General features: G+C 67.6%; 19 protein-coding genes. 8 read left to right on the top strand and 11 right to left on the bottom strand.

Features of this window, described 5'->3' with window-relative positions; all coding sequences use genetic code 11:
- The first annotated feature begins 78 nt into the window (after positions 1–78).
- The 4 genes from alr to CYR75_RS07165 all read left to right on the top strand — a co-directional run bounded on the left by alr (position 79) and on the right by CYR75_RS07165 (position 3,795).
- On the top strand, positions 79–1,107 hold the full coding sequence (gene alr, locus CYR75_RS07180) for an alanine racemase (protein ID WP_101500925.1): 1,029 nt from the start codon (positions 79–81) through the stop codon (positions 1,105–1,107).
- Between the two features lie 141 nt (positions 1,108–1,248).
- A complete protein-coding gene (locus tag CYR75_RS07175) occupies positions 1,249–2,361 on the top strand; it encodes a PhoH family protein (protein ID WP_404825365.1) in 1,113 nt (370 codons plus the stop codon).
- Entirely contained in the window at positions 2,354–2,842 is a 489-nt protein-coding gene (gene ybeY / locus CYR75_RS07170) for an rRNA maturation RNase YbeY (RefSeq protein ID WP_101499428.1), read from the top strand. The genes CYR75_RS07175 and ybeY overlap by 8 nt, the downstream gene beginning before the upstream one ends.
- Positions 2,839–3,795: a hemolysin family protein gene (locus CYR75_RS07165; protein ID WP_101499427.1), complete on the top strand. Its 957-nt coding sequence runs from the start codon at positions 2,839–2,841 to the stop codon at positions 3,793–3,795. Before ybeY ends, CYR75_RS07165 begins: the two co-directional genes overlap by 4 nt.
- 425 nt (positions 3,796–4,220) lie before the next feature.
- Here CYR75_RS07165 and lexA read toward each other — a convergent pair whose 3' ends face one another.
- The 7 genes from lexA to CYR75_RS07130 form a co-directional block, all read right to left on the bottom strand.
- Positions 4,221–4,934 carry a transcriptional repressor LexA gene (gene lexA / locus CYR75_RS07160; RefSeq protein ID WP_101499426.1) on the bottom strand — a complete coding sequence of 238 codons (714 nt, stop codon included), beginning with the start codon at positions 4,932–4,934 and terminating at the stop codon, positions 4,221–4,223.
- Between the two features lie 92 nt (positions 4,935–5,026).
- On the bottom strand, positions 5,027–6,202 hold the full coding sequence (locus CYR75_RS07155) for a molybdopterin molybdotransferase MoeA (protein ID WP_101499425.1): 1,176 nt from the start codon (positions 6,200–6,202) through the stop codon (positions 5,027–5,029).
- Complete coding sequence (gene moaC, locus CYR75_RS07150; protein WP_101499424.1) at positions 6,203–6,670, bottom strand: cyclic pyranopterin monophosphate synthase MoaC; 468 nt, start codon at positions 6,668–6,670, stop codon at positions 6,203–6,205.
- Entirely contained in the window at positions 6,667–7,455 is a 789-nt protein-coding gene (gene trpC, locus CYR75_RS07145; protein ID WP_101499423.1) for an indole-3-glycerol phosphate synthase TrpC, read from the bottom strand. Before trpC ends, moaC begins: the two co-directional genes overlap by 4 nt.
- Before the next feature lie 9 nt (positions 7,456–7,464).
- Positions 7,465–8,124, bottom strand: coding sequence for a uracil-DNA glycosylase (locus tag CYR75_RS07140; RefSeq protein WP_101499422.1), 660 nt, complete (start codon positions 8,122–8,124; stop codon positions 7,465–7,467).
- On the bottom strand, positions 8,121–9,158 hold the full coding sequence (gene trpD / locus CYR75_RS07135; RefSeq protein ID WP_101499421.1) for an anthranilate phosphoribosyltransferase: 1,038 nt from the start codon (positions 9,156–9,158) through the stop codon (positions 8,121–8,123). The genes CYR75_RS07140 and trpD overlap by 4 nt, the downstream gene beginning before the upstream one ends.
- Before the next feature lie 8 nt (positions 9,159–9,166).
- Positions 9,167–9,757 carry an anthranilate synthase component II gene (locus tag CYR75_RS07130; protein WP_101499420.1) on the bottom strand — a complete coding sequence of 197 codons (591 nt, stop codon included), beginning with the start codon at positions 9,755–9,757 and terminating at the stop codon, positions 9,167–9,169.
- A 107-nt stretch (positions 9,758–9,864) separates the two neighbouring features.
- Here CYR75_RS07130 and CYR75_RS16625 point away from each other — a divergent pair, with 107 nt between their 5' ends.
- The 3 genes from CYR75_RS16625 (at position 9,865) to trpE (ending at position 14,300) form a co-directional block, all read left to right on the top strand.
- Entirely contained in the window at positions 9,865–10,737 is an 873-nt protein-coding gene (locus CYR75_RS16625; protein ID WP_158644611.1) for a hypothetical protein, read from the top strand.
- Between the two features lie 128 nt (positions 10,738–10,865).
- Complete coding sequence (locus tag CYR75_RS07120) at positions 10,866–12,782, top strand: peptidylprolyl isomerase (RefSeq protein WP_225972890.1); 1,917 nt, start codon at positions 10,866–10,868, stop codon at positions 12,780–12,782.
- Positions 12,783–12,785: 3 nt separating this feature from the next.
- The gene (trpE, locus tag CYR75_RS07115; RefSeq protein WP_101499419.1) at positions 12,786–14,300 is read left to right on the top strand and encodes an anthranilate synthase component I; all 1,515 of its coding nucleotides are present in this window, start codon (positions 12,786–12,788) and stop codon (positions 14,298–14,300) included.
- 86 nt (positions 14,301–14,386) lie between these two features.
- Here trpE and CYR75_RS07110 read toward each other — a convergent pair whose 3' ends face one another.
- From CYR75_RS07110 to fabI, 4 genes are all read right to left on the bottom strand, one after another.
- A complete protein-coding gene (locus tag CYR75_RS07110; RefSeq protein WP_158644610.1) occupies positions 14,387–15,652 on the bottom strand; it encodes a PRC-barrel domain-containing protein in 1,266 nt (421 codons plus the stop codon).
- A 147-nt stretch (positions 15,653–15,799) separates the two neighbouring features.
- The gene (gene gpt, locus CYR75_RS07105) at positions 15,800–16,306 is read right to left on the bottom strand and encodes a xanthine phosphoribosyltransferase (RefSeq protein ID WP_101499417.1); all 507 of its coding nucleotides are present in this window, start codon (positions 16,304–16,306) and stop codon (positions 15,800–15,802) included.
- 9 nt (positions 16,307–16,315) lie between these two features.
- The gene (locus CYR75_RS07100) at positions 16,316–16,915 is read right to left on the bottom strand and encodes a LysE family translocator (protein WP_225972889.1); all 600 of its coding nucleotides are present in this window, start codon (positions 16,913–16,915) and stop codon (positions 16,316–16,318) included.
- 10 nt (positions 16,916–16,925) lie between these two features.
- Entirely contained in the window at positions 16,926–17,762 is an 837-nt protein-coding gene (gene fabI, locus CYR75_RS07095) for an enoyl-ACP reductase FabI (protein WP_101499416.1), read from the bottom strand.
- A gap of 58 nt (positions 17,763–17,820) precedes the next feature.
- Between fabI and pdxH the strand changes: the two genes are divergently transcribed.
- Positions 17,821–18,447, top strand: a complete 627-nt coding sequence (gene pdxH / locus CYR75_RS07090; RefSeq protein ID WP_101499415.1) for a pyridoxamine 5'-phosphate oxidase — start codon at positions 17,821–17,823, stop codon at positions 18,445–18,447.
- The last annotated feature ends 161 nt before the right edge of the window (positions 18,448–18,608 follow it).

Raw genomic sequence — 18,608 nt, 5'->3', positions numbered from 1 at the left:
CGGCTCATGTTGCAGCTATGCCCATGCCCGCCGCCTATCTCGCTTGACCTGTCGCGAGGGATGAAGGAAAGCATCGGCATGACGCTTCAGATCGACCTTTCGGCCATTGCCGCCAACTATCGCGCGCTTGCCGCGAAATCGCCGGGCGCCCGCGCCTCGGCGGTGGTCAAGGCCGACGCCTATGGCCTGGGCGCCGAGCAGGTCGCACGACGCCTTGCCGCCGAGGGCGCGCGCGATTTCTTCGTGGCGCTCGACCGCGAGGTGGCAGCGGTGCGCGCCGGTGCAGGCCCAGAGGCGCAGATCTTTGTCCTGTCGGGTCACATGGCCGGCGCCGATCTGGGCAGCGCGATCCCGGTGCTGAACAACCCCGAGCAATATTTCCGCGACCGCGCCATGCGGCCGGGCCGCCCCTTCGGCATCCAACTCGACAGCGGCATGAACCGGCTTGGATTCGAGCCTGCCGAATGGGCCGCTTTGAAGGACGAGATCCTGGCGCAGGGCCCGGTGCTGGTCATGTCGCATCTGGCCTGCGCGGACGAGCCGGACCACCCGATGAACGCCCAGCAACTGGCGGTTTTTCAGCAGATGACGCAGGGCGTCACCGCGCCGCGCAGCCTTGCCGCCACCGGCGGCATCCTGCTGGGGCCGGATTATCACTTTGACCTGACCCGCCCCGGCATCGGGCTGTATGGCGGGCGACCCTTTGACGCAGCGCAACCGGTCGTGCGCCTGTCCCTGCCGGTGATCCAGACCCGCGAGGTCGAGGCGGGCGAGACCATCGGCTATTCCAACACCTACACCGCGCCGCGCCGGATGCGCGTGTCGACGGTGGCGGCGGGCTATGCCGACGGCATCCACCGCCGCCTGTCCTCGGACGGCGACCGCCCGCGCATCGACCTGTTGGCGGACGGGCAGGCTTGCCCGGTCGTCGGTCGCGTCTCGATGGACCTGATCACGGCGGATGTCTCGGCGCTGCAAACGGTGCCCGAGGCGCTCGACCTGATCTGCCCGGCGCAGGGGATCGACGCGGTGGCCGACGTCATCGGGACCATCGGCTACGAGGTTCTGACCGCTCTTGGACAGCGCTATCGGCGTCACTATATCTAGACCCGAACCCGGCACAGGCGGGCGCGGATCGCGCCCCGTCTTTTGCCTGCAGGGCGCCGATTTGCGGCGATTGTCCCGCAAGCCCTTGTGCAACCGCCGATCAAACCCCACCATGAGACGACAGACAAACCGGAGATCCTATTGGGCCTGACCCCCGCTGCACCCGATTCCGACGCGCCCGCCGCCACGCAGGGCGAAACCCTGATCGAGTTTCCCGACAATCGGCTGCTGATCGAGCTTTGCGGTCCTGCCGACCGCAACCTGTCGCAGATCGAGACGGCGCTTGGCGTGCACATCCTGCGTCGCGGCAATCTGCTGGCCGTGGTCGGCCCCGAGGTCGCGCAGGCCGAGGCTGCCTCGACCCTGGCCTCGATGTATGCGCGGCTGGAACAGGGCAAGCCCGTCGGCACCGCCGAGATCGACGCCGCGCTGCGCATGGGCCCCGAGCCGGAACTGCGCCCGGCCAGCCCCGCCGAACAGCTCGAGATGTTCGCGACCGGGCCGATCGAGTTGCGCACCCGCAAGAAGACCGTCGAGCCGCGCACCGACGCGCAAAAGGCCTATGTCCGCAACCTCTTCGCCAATGAGATGGCCTTCGGCATCGGCCCCGCCGGCACCGGCAAGACCTATCTGGCCGTCGCGGTCGGGGTCACGCTGCTGATCGGCGGCCATGTCGACCGCATCATCCTGTCGCGCCCGGCCGTCGAGGCTGGCGAGCGGCTGGGGTTCCTGCCCGGCGACATGAAGGAAAAGGTCGATCCCTACATGCAGCCGCTTTACGACGCGCTGAACGACTTTTTGCCCGGCAAGCAACTGGCCAAGCTGATGGAGGAAAAGCGGATCGAGATCGCGCCTCTGGCCTTCATGCGCGGTCGCACCCTGTCGAACGCCTTCGTGGTGCTGGACGAGGCGCAGAACGCCTCGACCATGCAGATGAAGATGTTCCTGACCCGCCTGGGCGAGGGCTCGCGCATGGTCATCACCGGCGACCGCAGCCAGATCGACCTGCCGCGCGGCACCCAGTCCGGGCTGGTCGATGCCGAACGCATCCTGTCGGGGATCAAGGGCATCAGCTTCAACTATTTCACCTCCAAGGACGTGGTGCGCCACTCTCTCGTCGCGAAGGTGATCGAGGCCTATGACGCCGCCGATGCCGAGGCGCTGGCCAGCGGCGAATTGCCACGCGGCAGCTATCCGCCCCGCCGCGCGCCTGGCAGTTCGCAGGATGGGCGCACGGGACGCGCCGATGGCTGAGATCGAGACCGTCCTCGAGGATGAGCGATGGGCCGAGGCGGGGCTGGAAGGTCTGGCCGAACGCGCAGGCCGCGCGACGCTAGACTGGCTGGGGATAGACGCCGACATCGTGGTGATGGGCTGCGATGATGCCCGCATCGCCACGCTGAACGCCGATTTTCGCGGCAAGCCGCAGCCGACCAATGTACTGTCCTGGCCGGCGGTCGAGCATGTCGCCCACGCCCCCGGCGCGCATCCGCCGCTCCCAGAAACCGACAGCCTCGGCGACATCGCCATTGCCTTCGAGCGCTGCCGGGACGAGGCCGCCGCGCAAGGCAAGCCCTTGGCCGTGCACGCCACTCATTTGCTGGTCCATGCCGTGCTGCATCTGGCCGGCTATGATCATCAGACTGACCCCGATGCCGCCACCATGGAGGCCGCCGAGGTGGCGATCCTCGGCACGCTCGGCATCGACGACCCCTATCTGGAGAAGGAAACATGAACAGCGAACCTCCGCGAAGTCCCGCCGCGCCGAGCGATGTCGGCACCGATCCCGCCAGTTGGGCCGACGGCACCGGAAGCGATGGCCGCGACCTGCCGGCCTCCCGGGGGTTTCTGGGCCGGCTGTTCGGCGCCTTCTCGGGCAATGACGAGAGTGGCGACGGGAATGGTCAGGCGGGGCTGCCGGAACCGCTCGCGCCCGGTCTGGTGAACCTGCGTCGGATGCGCGTCGATGACGTGGCGATCCCCAAGGTCGAGATCGTGGCCGCCCCGGTGACCGCCAGCCTCGAAGAGCTGATCGAGATGTTCCGCGAACACGGGCTGTCGCGGATACCGGTCTTTCGTGGGACGCTCGACAGTCCGCTGGGGCTGATCCTGCTCAAGGATGTGGCGCTGAAACACGGCTTCGGCGCCCGGCCCGGCGGCAAGTTCAGCCTGCGCCCGATGCTGCGGCCCTTGCTCTATGTGCCGCCGTCCATGCCCATCGGCGTGCTGCTGCAGCAGATGCAGCGCGAACGGATCCACATGGCGCTGGTGATCGACGAATATGGCGGCGTCGACGGGTTGGTGACGATCGAGGACCTGATAGAGCAGGTCATCGGCGAGATCGAGGACGAGCATGACGAGGCCGAGGGCGAGCTGTGGCTGGCCGAGAGCCCGCGCGAATGGCTGATCCAGGCCAAGGCGCCGCTTGATGATCTGGAACGCGAGACCGGCCTGCGGCTGGCGACCGGCGAAGAGGATGAAGAGATCGACACGCTGGGCGGGCTGATCTTCATGCTGGTCGGCCGGATCCCGGTCCGCGGCGAGGTGATTCCCCATGACAGCGGCGCCGAGTTCGAGATCGTCGACGCCGACCCCCGCCGCATAAAACGCGTCCGCCTCCGCCTGCCGGCGACAGAAGCGGAGGTCCGGGCGTCGGAGGAAAATGCGCAGGCCGAGCCAACGACGTAACGGGGCGGGGCGTAAACTCTCGCCACGTGTTGTTCGCTCGGACAGGCAATGAGCGTGACAGTGGGTCGGCCAGCATCAGGTCGATCCACCTTGCTGCATTTGCCGCCTAGGACGCGACGGCATGATCGGCAGTTCCAAACCTTCGCTCTCAGCGTGAACCGAAGGCGCAGTGATCCTCAACGACATGAGCATCGTTGGACTACCTCGCAGGCCGCAGCGTTCGAGCCGTCGTCCAGACTCGAACTGCCGCGCCCCTCCCACGATGCCCACACAACCTCCAGACGGTGAGCGGCCGGGAAAGTTGACGCAGTTCAACGATGACCGATCCCGCAGGTCAGGCGCCGGGCTTACCGATTGCAGCGCTACCCCTCACCGAAACCGCCTCAACTGCGCCCCTCTACCTTTCGCCCGCTCAACAGCGATCCTCAATAGCTCCGAATCAGCCCCACCAGACGACCCTGCACCTTCACCTTGTCTTCGGGCAGGATGCGCGTCTCATATGCCGGGTTCGCGGCCTCGAGGGCGATCATGGCACCCTTGCGGCGGTAATATTTCAGCGTCGCCTCATGTCCCTCGACCAGGGCGACGACGATATCCCCGGTCTGGGCCGAGTCCTGTTCACGGATCACGACGACGTCGCCGTCATTGATCCCGGCGTTGATCATCGAGTCGCCCTTCACCTCGAGCGCGTAGTGATTCTCGCGGCTGGTCAGCATACTGCCGGGGACGGCGATATGATGCGAGACTTCGGAGATCGCCTCGATCGGCACGCCCGCCGCGATGCGGCCCATCACCGGCAGCTCGACGGCATCGACACGGACCGGCATCGCGCCACGCGGCGGCGGCTGAGGGTCGGACCGGCTGCCCTCGATCAGTTGCGGGGTGAACTGCGAGTCCTCGGCATCCCGTCCGGCCTGCATCAGCGTCTCGGGCAGGCGCACGATTTCCAGCGCCCGGGCCCGATGCGGCAGGCGGCGGATGAAGCCGCGTTCCTCCAGCGCGGTCACCAGCCGGTGAATCCCGGATTTGGAGCGCAAATCCAACGCAACCTTCATCTCGTCAAAGGAGGGCGAGATCCCGTCACGCGCCATCCGCTTCTGGATGAATTCAAGTAGCTCGATCTGTTTTCTGGTCAGCACGTTCCGGCCCCGTTTCTGCGACGTTCAGCAAATGTTCTGGCACGATTGCCTCGTATCGTCAACAGCTTGCCCGCAACAGATTTAAGAACCGGTTAATCGAAGGCGATATAGCGGATTTTCTCGCCTGCTTTCCGCGCCGGATCACCTGCCGGGCGCACCAGAAGCCCGTCGGCGCTGCTCAGCATCGCCAGCAGCGCCGAATCCTGACTGGTCAGCGGCGTGACCACCGCCTGCCCGTCCTCATGCCTGATGCTGGCGCGCAGATAGTGCTGACGTGACCCTTCGGGCGGCAGATCCGCACCCAGAACACCGTCACGAACCCGCTCCACCTGCGGTAGACCCTGCATAGCGGCAAGCAACGGGCGCATGAACAATTCCGCACAAACGATAGCCGAGACAGGGTTTCCCGGCAGGCCAAGCATCGCGGCGTCGGCCATCTTGCCGGCGATCAGCGGCTTTCCCGGCCGCATCGCGATCTTGTAGAAGGCGCGCTCCATCCCCATCCCTTCGGTCACGCGCCCGATCAGGTCGTGATCGCCGACCGAGGCGCCGCCGATGGTCACGATCAGATCAGCCCGGCTCGCGCGGGCGAAACTGTCGCGCAGGCTCTCTTCCGTGTCGGCGGCAATGGGCAGCACATCCACTTCGGCGCCTGCAAGGCGAGCGATGGAGGCAATGGCGAGGTCGTTCGAACTGACGATCTGGCCCGGCCCGGGCGTCGTGCCGGGCGGCACCAGCTCGTCCCCGCCGGGCAGCACCGCGACGCGGGGCCTGCGGGCGACGGTCAGGCGGGCGACGTTCATCGCGGCGATCAGCGCGAGGTCGCGCGGGGTCAGCGGGCGTGCGGGGTCGAAGGATGAACCTTCAACGAAATCATGGCCTTTGGCGCGAATGTTGTCATTCTCGGACTGCTGCGTCAGGCGGATAGTATCGCCATCCCGCGCTACATCCTCTTGCATCGCGACACGGTCATAAGCGTCGGGGACGGGCGCGCCGGTGAAGATGCGGATCGCAGTTCCGGGGGCTGCGTCTCCGGTCCAGGGGCGGCCGGCGGCGGCCTCGCCGATGACGCGCAGCGTCTGTTCGCACTCGGTGCGGCGGATGGCATAGCCGTCCATGGCGGCGGCGTTGAAGGGGGGCTGCGTCAGCCGCGCGTGGACGGGTTCGGCGAGCACACGGCCGAGGGCGTCGGAGAGGTCGATCTCCTCGGTCCGGACCGGCCCGGCGAGGGCGAGGACGCGCTGCAGCGCTTCGTCAACAGTGATCATCTATGCCTCGTAAGTTCCGGATTTGCCGCCGGTCTTGCGCAGCAGGCGGATGCCCTCGATCCGCATTCCCTTCTCGGCGGCTTTTAGCATGTCATAGACGGTCAGGCAGGCGACCGAGACGGCGGTCAGGGCCTCCATCTCGATGCCGGTCTGGCCCGTGGTGCGCAGGGTGGCGGTGACGCGGATGCCGGGCAGGTCGGGATCGGCTTCGAGCTCGATGGCGACCTTCGAGATCGGCAGCGGGTGGCAGAGCGGGATCAGATCGGCGGTGCGCTTGGCGCCCATGATCCCCGCCAGGCGCGCGACGCCCATCACATCGCCCTTGGCCGCGCCGCCTTGGGCGAGGGCCAGCGTCTCGGGCTGCATCAGCACCAGCCCCTCGGCCACGGCCTCGCGGGCGGTCGTCGGCTTGGTCGAGATATCGACCATATGGGCCTGACCTTGTTGATCGAAATGAGTCAGGCTCATGCGGCACCAAGCAGTTGACGGGTGGCGAGGGTCAGGTCGGGCTGGCGCATCAGGCTTTCCCCGACAAGGAAACGGCGGGCGCCGACCGCGGCCATGCGGTCGAGATCAGCGGTGGTGAACAGGCCGCTTTCGCAGACCAGATGACGGTCGGCGGGGATATGCGGGGCCAGCGTCTCGGTCACGGCAAGATCAAGCTCGAAGCTCTTGAGATTGCGGTTGTTTACCCCGATCAGCGGCGAGGTCAGCCGCAAGGCGCGGTCCAGTTCGGCGCGGTCATGGACCTCGATCAGAACATCCATGCCCCAGTGTCTCGCGGCGTCTTCAAGTTCGGCGGCCAAAGCGTCCTCGACCGCGGCCATGATGATCAGGATCGCATCCGCGCCCCAGGACCGGGCCTCGGCCACCTGATAGGGGTCGAACATGAAATCCTTGCGCAGAACCGGCAGGCCGCTGGCCTCGCGCGCCGCGGAGAGAAACTCTGGCGCGCCCTGAAAGCTGGGGCGGTCGGTCAGCACCGACAGGCAGGCGGCGCCGCCGTCGCGATAGGCGCGGGCGAAGGCGGGCGGGTCGAAATCCTCGCGGATGACGCCTTTCGAGGGGCTGGCCTTCTTGATTTCGGCGATCAGCGCATAGCCGTCCGCGGCGCGCGCATCTAGCGCGGCGGCGAAGCCCCGGACGGGCGGCGCGGCGCGGGCCTCGGCCTCGATCAGGGCGAGGGGGCGTGCGGCCCGCGCCTCGGCGATTTCATCGAGCTTGTAGTGCTTGATCTTGTCCAGAATATCCATGCCACGACCTTATCCCTTGGGGTCAGAGGTTTGAAGCCCCGCCCAGTCGATCGGTGCCGAGCCCTGCGCATCCAGCCATTGATTCACCTGCGAGAAGGGACGCGAGCCAAAGAACCCCCGCCGCGCCGAGAGTGGCGAGGGGTGGGCGCTGGCCAGCGCCAGATCCTGCGGGCGGGGCAGGCCGTTCAGCGCCTTGCGGGCATGGTTGCCCCAGATGATGAAGGCCAGCGGCCGGTGGCGCTGCGCCTCGGCCACCGCATCGCGGGCGAGGCGGTCCCAGCCCCAGCCGGCATGGCCGCCGGCCTGACCCTGCGGCACCGACAGCGCCGTGTTCAGCAGCAGCACGCCTTGTCGCGCCCAATGCGACAGATCGCCGGTCGAAGGATGGGCGCCAAGATCGTCCTGCATCTCTTTGAAAATATTGGCAAGGGATCGCGGCGGCGCGACGCCGGGGGCGACCGAAAACGCCAGACCATCGGCGTGGCCGGGTGTCGGATAGGGGTCTTGGCCGAGGATCACGACTCGCACATCGTCCGGCGCGGTCAGTGTCAAGGCACGAAAGATGGCCTGCGGTCCGGGCAGGAAGGCTTGGCCGTACAGTCGTCCAGCAATTCCCGGCCAGTCGTCGCGGAAAAAGGCCAGATGCGCCCAGGCTTCGGGCGGGGTCACGGCTGTTCGGCCGGCGGCACGGCGCGGATCAGCCCGTCTAGCCGGGCGCGCGCGGCGCCGCTGTCGAGGCTGTCTCCGGCAAGCGCCGCCCCCTCGCGCAGATCGCCGGCCCGGCCCGCGACCAGCAGCGTGGCGGCCGCGTTCAGGATCACCGCGTCGCGATAGGCGTTCCGTGCCCCGTCCAGAACCGCCCGCGCGGCGGCGGCGTTATGGGCGGCGTCTCCGCCGACGATCTCGCTGAAATCATGACGCGGCAGGCCCGCATCCTCGGGCGTGACGGTGAATTCGCGGATCACCCCGTCCTTCATCTCGACCACAAAGCTGTCGCCCGAAATGGCCAGCTCATCCGTGCCGTCGCTGCCATGGACCAGCCAGACATGTTCGGAGCCGAGGGCCCGCAGCGTCTCGGCCATAGGGCGGCACCAGGCGGCGTCGAAGGTGCCGGTCAACTGCCGTGTGACGCCCGCGGGATTCGTCATCGGCCCCAGCAGGTTGAAGATCGTCCGCGTCCCCAGCTCTGCCCGCGCCGCGCCGACATGGCGCATGGCGGGGTGGTGGACCGTGGCCATCATGAAACACAGCCCCTCGGCCGCCAGCGCCTGCCCCGATTGCTCGGGCGTCGCCATGATGTTGATGCCCAGCTCGGTCAGCGCATCGGCGGAGCCCGACCGCGAGGACAGCGCCTTGTTGCCGTGCTTGGCGACCGGCACGCCGGCCCCCGCGACGACCAGTGCCGCGGCGGTCGAGATGTTCAGCGTCTTGCGCCCGTCGCCGCCGGTACCGACGATATCGACCGCCCCCGCCGGCGCTTTGATCCGGTGCATGCGCGAGCGCATGGCGGCGGTGGCGGCGGCCATCTCGTCCACGGTCTCGCCGCGCACCCGCATCGCCATCAGCAGCCCGCCGATCTGGGCCGGCGTGGCCTTGCCCTCGAACAGCGCGGCGAAGGCGCCAGCGGCCTCGGTCTCGGTCAGCGGACGTTCCGCGGCGAGCCCGATCAGCGGGCGGATATCGGTGCTGGTGCGGGGTGTCATGGGACGGCTCATGCGGTTTCGGGCTGGCGGCAGCGGTCCAGAAAACGGCGGATCATCTGGTGGCCGTGTTCCGAGGCGATGGATTCGGGGTGGAACTGCACCCCCTCGATCGGCAGGTCGCGGTGGAGGATCCCCATGATCGTCCCGTCGCCAGAGCGTGCGGTGACGCGCAGGCAGTCGGGCAGGCTGTCCGGCGCCACCGTCAGCGAATGATAGCGCGTGGCGCGCAGGGGCGAGGGCAGGGCCTCGAAAACGCCAGCCGAGTCATGGTGGATGTCGTCGACCTTGCCATGCAGGATGCGGTCGGCGCGCACGATCCGTCCGCCGAACGCCTCGGCGATCGCCTGATGGCCAAGGCAAACGCCCAGCAGCGGCACCCGCCCGTCCTGCGCGACCGCGCGGATCAGCTCGACACAGATCCCCGCCCGCGCCGGATCGCAGGGACCGGGCGAGATGACGATGCCGTCCGGTTTCAGCGCCAGCGCCTCGGCGACCGAGAGGCTGTCATTGCGCCGCACCTCGACCTCGGCCCCCTCTTCGCCCAGGTAATGGACGAGGTTCCAGGTAAAGCTGTCGTAATTGTCGATAAGAAGGATCATGTCATCGTCGCGAAATGGGGTGAACCCGCCGGGATCTGGCCTTATAGATGTGCGAAATGGCGGGGCGGGGCAAGCCGTCGCGCGACGGGAACGGGACGGGAATGGCAATGGCGGACGGATTCGGGCGCGGAGTCCTGCATGGCGGGCTGATCGGGGCAGCCGCGTTGGTGGCGCTTTCGCTGGCCTTTCCGGCTGCGCGCGAGGAGTCTGCCGCGCCGGTCGAGCAGCAGGTTGCGGTCGAGGACACCGCCCCGGCGCCCGCGCCGCAGATGCCAGATGCCCCGCCCGAATTGCCCGCTGTGACCGATGCTGCGCCAGAGCCTGCCGATGTCGCGGCCATCGCGCCGTCAGCAGAAACAGCGCCGCTGCCGGCGGAAACCGATCTGACCCCGCCCGCCGGGTCCGAATTCCTGCGCAGCATCGACCAGGCGCCTGCAATGCCGGTCGCGGCCGCGCCGGCGCCCTCGCTTGGCGCCAGCCCGCCCCGCATCGAATCGGCGCAGGCCGCGCCCGAACCCGCGCCCGCGCTCGACCCCGCGCCAGAGGCGGTGCCCGAGGCTGGCGTGACGCTGCCCGGCCGAGCGGCGCAGCCCGCGACCCCGCAAGATGCGAGCGGCACGGCTTCGCTGACGCGGATGGGTGGCGAGGACGGGCCGTCGCGGCCGGAAGCCGTCGTCATTCCCGCGCCGCCGCAAGAGCCTGCATCTGCGATGGACGGTGCGCCCGAGGCAGGCTTGGCATCGCCGGAGCCGGAGCCGGAGCCGGAGCCGGATCCGGAGCCGGAGCCGGAGGTCGCGGTGATCCCTCTGCCGACACCGGAGGCGGAGCCCGAACAGCAAAGCAACGCCCCGACTGCACCTGCGACGCCTTCCCCTTCGGACGCCGCCGAAGCCACGACACCACCCTCGGCCCCCAACGCCGCGCCACAAAACACCACGGCGCCCGACCTGCGGCTGCCGACGCTGCCCGGCATCGACTGATGACCTTGCCGCGAGATCCGTGAGTCGAGCGCACTCCGCCGAAGCCCGGCCTATAACCCAAGGCCGGCCTTGAAGCGGGGCGGCCCCCGCCCTACAACCCTGCCTGACCAGAACAAGGGACATGACGCATGAAGAACCTGCGCACCAAGGGCAAATCCACGATCGTCTGGATTCTGATGGGCTTGCTGCTGCTTGGGCTGGGCGGGTTCGGCGTGACCAGCTTTACCGGCGGCCAGACCGAGATCGGCCGCGTGGGCGAGACCAAGGTCGATACCCAAAGCTATTACAACGCCTTGCGCGGCCAGATGGACAACATCACCCGCCAGACCGGCCAGCGTTTCACCATCGAGGAAGCGCGCGCCATGGGGCTGACGCAGGCCGTTCAGGCGCAGCTTTTCGGCAATGCCGCGCTGACCGAAGAGGCGCGGCAGGCGGGCCTCTCGGTCGGGGACCGCGCCGTGGCCGAGGCGATCACCGCCGCCGGGGCGTTTCAGGGGCCGGGCGGGTTCGACCGCGCCGCCTATGGCGAGGTGCTGCGCCGTCAGGGCCTGACCGAGGACCGCTTCGAGCGTGATATCCGCAACGAAATCGCCCGCGAGATCCTCGCCGAGGCGGTGGTGTCAGGTGTCACGCCGCCGCAGGCACTGATCGAGCGCGCGGCGAAATGGCGGCTGGAAAAGCGCGACATCTCGTGGCTGGAACTGACCGCCGCCGATCTGCCCGCGCCGGTGCGCCCGGCCGATGACGAGATCCTGCAATCCTGGCACAAGGCCAATGCCGACCGTTTCACCGCGCCGGAAGCCCGGCGGATCAGCTATGTCTGGCTGACGCCCGAGATGCTGGCCGAGCAGGTGGAACTGGACGAAACAGCGCTGCGCGAGCTGTATGACGCGAAGGCCGACGAATATCACCAGCCCGCGCGCCGCATGGTCGGGCGTCTGGTCTATGAAGGCGCCGAGGCCGCGCAGGCCGCCAAGGCCCGTATCGAGGCGGGCGAGGCGAATTTCGAACAACTTGCCATCGAACGCGGCCTGACCCTGCAGGACACCGACCTGGGCGAGATGACCGAGGCCGAGCTTGGCGCCGCCGCCGGGCCGGTCTTTGCCGCCGAGGATAATGGCGTGGTCGGCCCCGTCGACACCGATCTGGGCCCGGCGCTGTTTTCCGTGAATGCGATCCTCGATCCAGTCGAGGTCAGCTATGAGGACGCCTTGCCCGAGTTGCGGGCCGAGGCCGCCGCCGCCCGCGCGCGCCGGATCATCAGCGATCAGGCCCCACAGATCGAGGACATGCTGGCCGGCGGTGCGACGCTGGAACAGGTCGCCGAAGAAACCGAGATGACGCTGGCCGAGATCGAATGGACCGCCGCTGATGAGGCCGGTCCGGGCGAGATCGGTGGCTATCCCAGCTTTCGCGAGCAGGCGGCCGCCGTCAGCGAGCGTGACTTCCCCGAGCTGTTCGAGCTGGAAGACGGCGGCATCTTCGCCCTGCGACTCGACGAGATCGTGCCGCCGACGCTGATCCCCTTCGAGGAGGTGCGCGAAAAGGTCGCCGCCGACTGGGCGCAAAGCGAGGCGCATCGTCAGCTTCTGGCGCTGGCCGAAGAGCGCAAGCTGGACGCCGTGTCCAGCACCATGCCGGGCGCCGAGGCGACCCCTGCGACCGATGGCACCGATGCCGCAAGCGAAGCGCCGGAGAGCGAAGCGCAGCCCGCGCAACTGGTCTGGCAGACCGAGGCCGGGCTGCTGCGCGATGGCTGGCTGGAAGCGGCCCCGCCCCGGCTGATCCCCGAGGCGTTCACGCTGGACGAGGGCGAGACCGAGATCGTCGATGATGCCGGCCGGGTGGCGCTTGTTCGTGTGGACAAGATCATCCCCGCCGATCTGTCGCAGGGCGAAGCGGGCGAGATCGTGGCGCGCGCCGAAAGCCGGCTGGGCCAGTCGCTGCAGGCCGATTTCTATGACTATTATGCGCGCGCGGCGCAGGAACGGAACGGCGTCACCCTGAACCAGGCGGCCATCGCCTCGGTCGAATCGCAGATGTAGGCCATGCAGATCAGTCCCGACTATCCCGCTTTTGCCCAAGGCTGGCAGGCCGGGCAGAACCAGCTGTTGACCGCGCGGCTCGCCGCCGATCTGGACACGCCGGTCAGCCTGATGCTGAAGCTGGCCGAGGCCGCGCCGAACAGTTTCGTGCTGGAAAGCGTGACCGGCGGCGAGCTGCGCGGGCGCTATTCGATCATCGGCATGAAGCCCGACCTGATCTGGGAATGTCGCGACGGTCAGGCGCGGATCAACCGCGCCGCACGCTATAGCGAGGCGTATCAGGACGACCCCCGGCCTGCGCTCGACAGCCTGCGCGCGCTGATCGCGGAAAGCCGCATCGACATGCCGCAGGACGTGCCGGCGGCGGCGGCGGGGCTGTTCGGCTATCTCGGCTATGACATGGTGCGGCTGGTCGAGGATCTGCCGGATGTGAACCCCGACCCGATCAACCTGCCCGACGCGATGCTGCTGCGGCCCTCGGTCGTGGCGGTGCTGGACGGGGTCAAGGGCGAGGTGACGCTCTGCGCGCCGGTCTGGCATGACGAGGCCACCAACCCCCGCGCCGCCTATGCGCAGGCGGCCGAGCGGCTGTCGGACGCGCTGCGCAGCCTTGACCGGATGCCGCAGGAACCGCGCGAGATGGGGCAGGCGCTGTCGGTGGGCGAGCCGCGCTCGAACTTCACCCCAGACGGCTATCGGCAGGCGGTCGAGACGGCGCGCGACTATATCCGCGCGGGCGATATCTTTCAGGTCGTGCCGGCGCAGCGTTGGGCGCTGGATTTTCCGCTGCCGCCGTTTTCGCTGTATCGCAGCCTGCGGCGCACCAACCCCTCGCCCTTCATGTTCTTCCTGAACCTCGCCCCGGAAGAGGGCGGGTTCCAGATCGTCGGCGCCAGCCCCGAAATCCTCGTGCGGCTGCGTGACGGGCAGGTGACGATCCGTCCCATCGCCGGCACCCGCCCGCGCGGCCAGACCGAGGCCGAGGACCGCGCGCTGGAAGCTGATCTGCTGGCTGATCCGAAGGAGCTGGCCGAGCACCTGATGCTGCTCGATCTGGGCCGCAACGATGTCGGGCGGGTCTCGCGCATCGGGACGGTGCAGCCGACCGAGCAATTCGTCATCGAACGCTATAGCCATGTCATGCATATCGTGTCGAACGTGGTGGGTGAGCTGCGCGAGGGCGAGGACGCGCTGTCGGCGCTGCTGGCGGGCCTGCCGGCGGGCACCGTCTCGGGCGCGCCCAAGGTGCGGGCGATGCAGATCATCGACGAGCTGGAGCCCGAAAAGCGCGGCGTCTATGGCGGGGCGGTGGGCTATTTCGCCGCCAATGGCGAGATGGACATGTGCATCGCGCTGCGGACCGGCGTGATCAAGGACCGGCAGCTTTACATCCAGGCCGGCGGCGGCGTCGTCTATGACAGCGACCCCGAGGCCGAGTATCAGGAGACGCTCAACAAATCCCGCGCCCTGCTGCGCGCGGCGGAGGGGGCGGCGCAGTTCACGCGCGGGAACGGCTGACGGGTCGGGCGTTAGCGCAGGATTCGAGCAACGGAAAAAGGGCGGTCCGAGGACCGCCCTTTGCTTTTGTCACAGCCTTGGCCCGATCAGTTCGCCGGGGCCGGAGTCGCGTTCGGATCGGTAGCGTCGGTCGTCTCTGCATCCGCATCGGCATCCGCATCGGCATCCGCGTCTGCATCGACATCCGCATCGACATCAGCCGTCGCGTCGGCATCGGCGTCAGCCGCTGCATCCGTGGCGGCGGCGTCGGTGGTCGCCGCATCAGTGGTGTCGGCCGGGGCCGCGGTGTCAACCGTGCCGTCAGCGGGCATGGTGACCGCGGCCGTGGTGTCAGCCGCCGTGGCGTCCGTCGCCGTGTCCGCAGGGGTCATGTCAGCCGCCGGGGCGGTGTCTGCGGGCATGTCGGTGGCGGTGGTGTCAGCCGGCATGGCTGCATCCGTGGCAGGCGCAGTGTCTGCGGGCATGGCCGCCGGGTCGGTGCCGGCAGGTGCCGCCGCAGGCGCGGCCTCGCGGTCGCGGAAGCGGTATTCGGGCGCGGCCTTGGCCTCGTCCTTGGTCAGCTCGGTCGTGATCTGCTGAGCGTCATAATTGATCCGCAGACGGTCGATCGGCACGGCGATCTGCTTTTCACCAATCCCAAGGAAGCCGCCCACACCGATGATCGCGGCGATCAGGTGGCCGTTCTCGGTATCGACAATCAAGTCACGCACCTGCCCGACGGTCGCGTTGTCGGTGCCGGTCACGTTCGAGCCGTTGATCCAGTCGACGCGCAGCTCGTTCGGCGCCTGCTCACGCACGATTTTGTCGCTGCTGGCCATCTCGGCTTCCAGCGCCGTGGCGTCCGCGGCGGTGTCCTGAACCTCGGCCGGCGCGGTCGGGTCGGCGGGCACCATCGGATCGGCGGTGGTGTCCATGTCGGCCGTGGCGTCGGCATCGGCCGCAACCTCGGTGTCCATGCCGGCAATGCCGGTTTCCGTCGTGGCGTCGGCGGTCGCCGCGTCCGTCGTAGTGGTCACGTCGGTGGTGGTCGCCGCTGCGTCAGGCGTGGTGTCGGTCGTCACGTCCACATCTGCATCGGGGGTCACCTCGTCGGCCGCGTCGGCAGCGGCATCGCCGGTCGCCTCGACCGCATCGGCGGTGGCGTCGGCTGCGTCGCCAGCGGCGTCGGCTGCATCATCTGCGGCCTCGTTCGCGGCTTCGCCGGCGGTCGTGGTGGTCGCATCAGGCGTGGTGGCCGGGGCCTGGGTGGTCGTGGTATCGGCCGAGGTCGGCGGCGGAGTTTCAGAGGACTGGGCAAAGGCCATTCCCGAAATCGGCAGCACGAGGGCGGTGGTCAGCAAAATCTTGCGCATATCGAACATCTCCTCATTCAAATCCGGGAGCCGACGCGGCGACCCCGTTGCGCAATCAATTCCCCAACCCCCGATCAGTTCCCCGAACCGATGAAACGAGCGCGTAATCCGCGCCCGCCCTGACGGCGCCAGCGATTGCGGCGCGCCTTAATCCTCGCCGCGATAGGGCCGGACATATTGCAGCGCCATATCCCAGGGAAAGAAGATCCAGGTGTCCTGGCTGACCTCGGTCACATAGGTCTGGACCATCGGCTTGCCCTTGGGCTTGGCATAGACGGTGGCGAAATGCGCCTTGGGATACATCTCGCGGATCAGTTCCAGCGTGCGGCCGGAATCGACCAGATCGTCGACGACCAGGATCCCGTCGCCATCGCCCATCAGCTCGGCATCGGGGCGCTTCAGCAATTGCAGCTCGCTCTGATCGGCCTCGGCAGCGACCCCGCGATAGGACCGGATCGAGATGGTGTCGATGGTGCGGATGTCCAGCTCGCGCGCGACGATCATCGCGGGCACCATGCCGCCCCGCGTCACGCCCACTATGGCGCGCCATTCGCGCCCGTCCAGCCGCCATGCCAGCGCGCGCGCGTCGCGGTGCAGCTGGTCCCAGCTGACATGGAAACCCTTTTCATGCGGCAGAAGGTCTGCGTCGGTCATCTAAGCCTCTCAGTTGTTGAAGATCAGCGCCAGACCCAGCAGGCCCAGTGCCACCGAAGCGATCCGGTCGATCCAGAATTTCGCGTCGAAATAGCGCCGCCGCATGGCCACCGTCGACATGGCCGTGACGACCGCCGCATACCAGAACAGCTCGGTCGTCAGCGCCGTCGCATAGATCGACGCCTGCCGCCCCAGTGTCAGCGGCCCCGGAAACAGCGACAAGAGCAGCGCGGAGTAGAACAGCGCCGGTTTCGGGTTCGACAGGTTCAGCAGCACGCCACCGAAGAAGCCCCGGCCAAAGCGCTTTTCGGCGGCATCGGGCAAAGGCTGCGTCGCCGCGCGCCACAACCCCTGCGCCATCCACAGCAGATACAGCCCGCCCAGCAGCTTGACGCCGCGATAAAGCTCTGGGTGCAGCGCGAAGACCACCGCCAGACCGGCCAGCGCGAAAGCTCCCCACAGCGAGGCACCAAAGGCCAGCCCCATGCCATAGGGCATCGCGACCTCGCGCCCGCGCGAAAACGCGGTCTGGATGGCCGAGATGATCGCCGGGCCGGGCGACAGGATCGCCAGCGTCATCGCCCCGATCAGCGCCAGATAGGGGGCCAAACCGTCCAGTTCAGTCGTCCTTGCGCCCGTTGGTGGCGTCAATATCGGGCGCGTCCACGGCCTTCATCCCGACCAGATGATAGCCGGCGTCGACGTGATGCGTCTCGCCGGTGACGCCGCTGCCCAGATCCGACAGCAGATACAGCGCGGATTTGCCGACCTCGTCCTGGGTCACGTTGCGCCGCAGGGGCGAGTTCAACTCGTTCCATTTCAGGATATAGCGGAAATCCCCGATCCCCGAGGCCGCCAGCGTCTTGATGGGCCCGGCGCTGATCGCGTTGACGCGGATATTGTCCTTGCCCAGATCCTCGGCCATGTAACGCACCGACGCCTCGAGCGCGGCCTTGGCCACCCCCATCACGTTGTAATGCGGCATCACGCGCTCGGCCCCGTAATAGGTCAGCGTCACCATGCTGCCGCCCTTGGTCATCAGCGCCGCCGCGTGACGCGCGACCAGCGTGAAGGAATAGACCGAGATGTCCATCGTCTTCATGAAGTTGTCATGCGTGGTGTCGACATAGCGTCCGCGCAGCTGCGTCTTGTCGGAATAGCCGATGGCATGGACCAGAAAGTCCATGCTGCCCCAGCCCTGCGCGATCTCGTCGAACATCGCCGCGACCGAGGCCTCGTTCCCCACATCGCAGTCGAACAGCATCTTCGTGCCCAGTTCCTCCGCCAGCGGCACGGCGCGTTTCTTCATCGTCTCGCCCTGATAGGACAGGGCAAGTTCCGCGCCCTGATCGGCAAGCGCTTTCGCGATCCCCCAGGCGATGGATTTGTCGTTGGCAAGACCCATGATCAGGCCGCGTTTGCCGGTCATCAACCCTGGTGCTTCGCTGCTTGACATGCGTGTCTCCGTCCTGGCTTTTGGGCAGGATTAGGCGAAACCCCCGGAGGCATCAAGCATGAGCGCGCGCGACGGCATCTTTGCAGGAGACGATCCGTTCCTGCTGGCACAGACCTGGCTGGCCGAAGCCGAGGCGACAGAACCGAACGATCCCAACGCCATAGCGCTTGCCACCGTCGATCCGGACGGGCTTCCGGATGTACGGATGGTGTTGCTGAAAGAGATCGAAAGCCACGGCGACGGGCAGGGGGCCTTCGTCTTCTACACCAATTACGACAGCGCCAAGGGGCAGCAACTGGCGGCGACGCCCAAGGCCGCCTTCGTGATGCACTGGAAGTCGCTGCGCCGCCAGATCCGCGTGCGCGGCACCGTGACCCGCGAGGAAGGTCCGAAAGCGCAGGAATATTACGCAAGCCGTGCGCTGCAAAGCCGGATTGGGGCCTGGGCTTCGGCGCAAAGCCGGCCGCTCGCCTCGCGCAACGCGTTGATGGTCGAGGTCGCGAAACAGGGCGCGAGGCTGGGCCTGAACCCGCCGCGGCCGCCGTTCTGGGGCGGTTTCCGCATCGACCCGGTGCAGATCGAGTTCTGGGCCGACGGCGCGTTCCGCCTGCATGACCGCTTTCGCTGGACGCGTGCACCGGGTGATCCCGGCGCAGTCTGGCAGGTTCAACGGCTCTCGCCGTGAATAATGCTTAAATATGGATAGATATGTCTGAATTGTCTGCGGAGAAAGCCGCTTTACCCTACGTCAACATTGGTGTTTTCATGGCGACTGGCGAATAGAGTTGTGTAGTATCTCGCCTGAAGTGGACGGGGTGCAATGTTGCGCCGGATCAAGCAGTGGGT

Origin of the sequence: Paracoccus jeotgali (genome assembly GCF_002865605.1) — a bacterium.
Classification (GTDB): Bacteria; Pseudomonadota; Alphaproteobacteria; order Rhodobacterales; family Rhodobacteraceae; genus Paracoccus; species Paracoccus jeotgali.
Note: the sequence above shows the minus strand (reverse complement) of the source record. Positions and strands in the feature narration are given on the sequence as shown.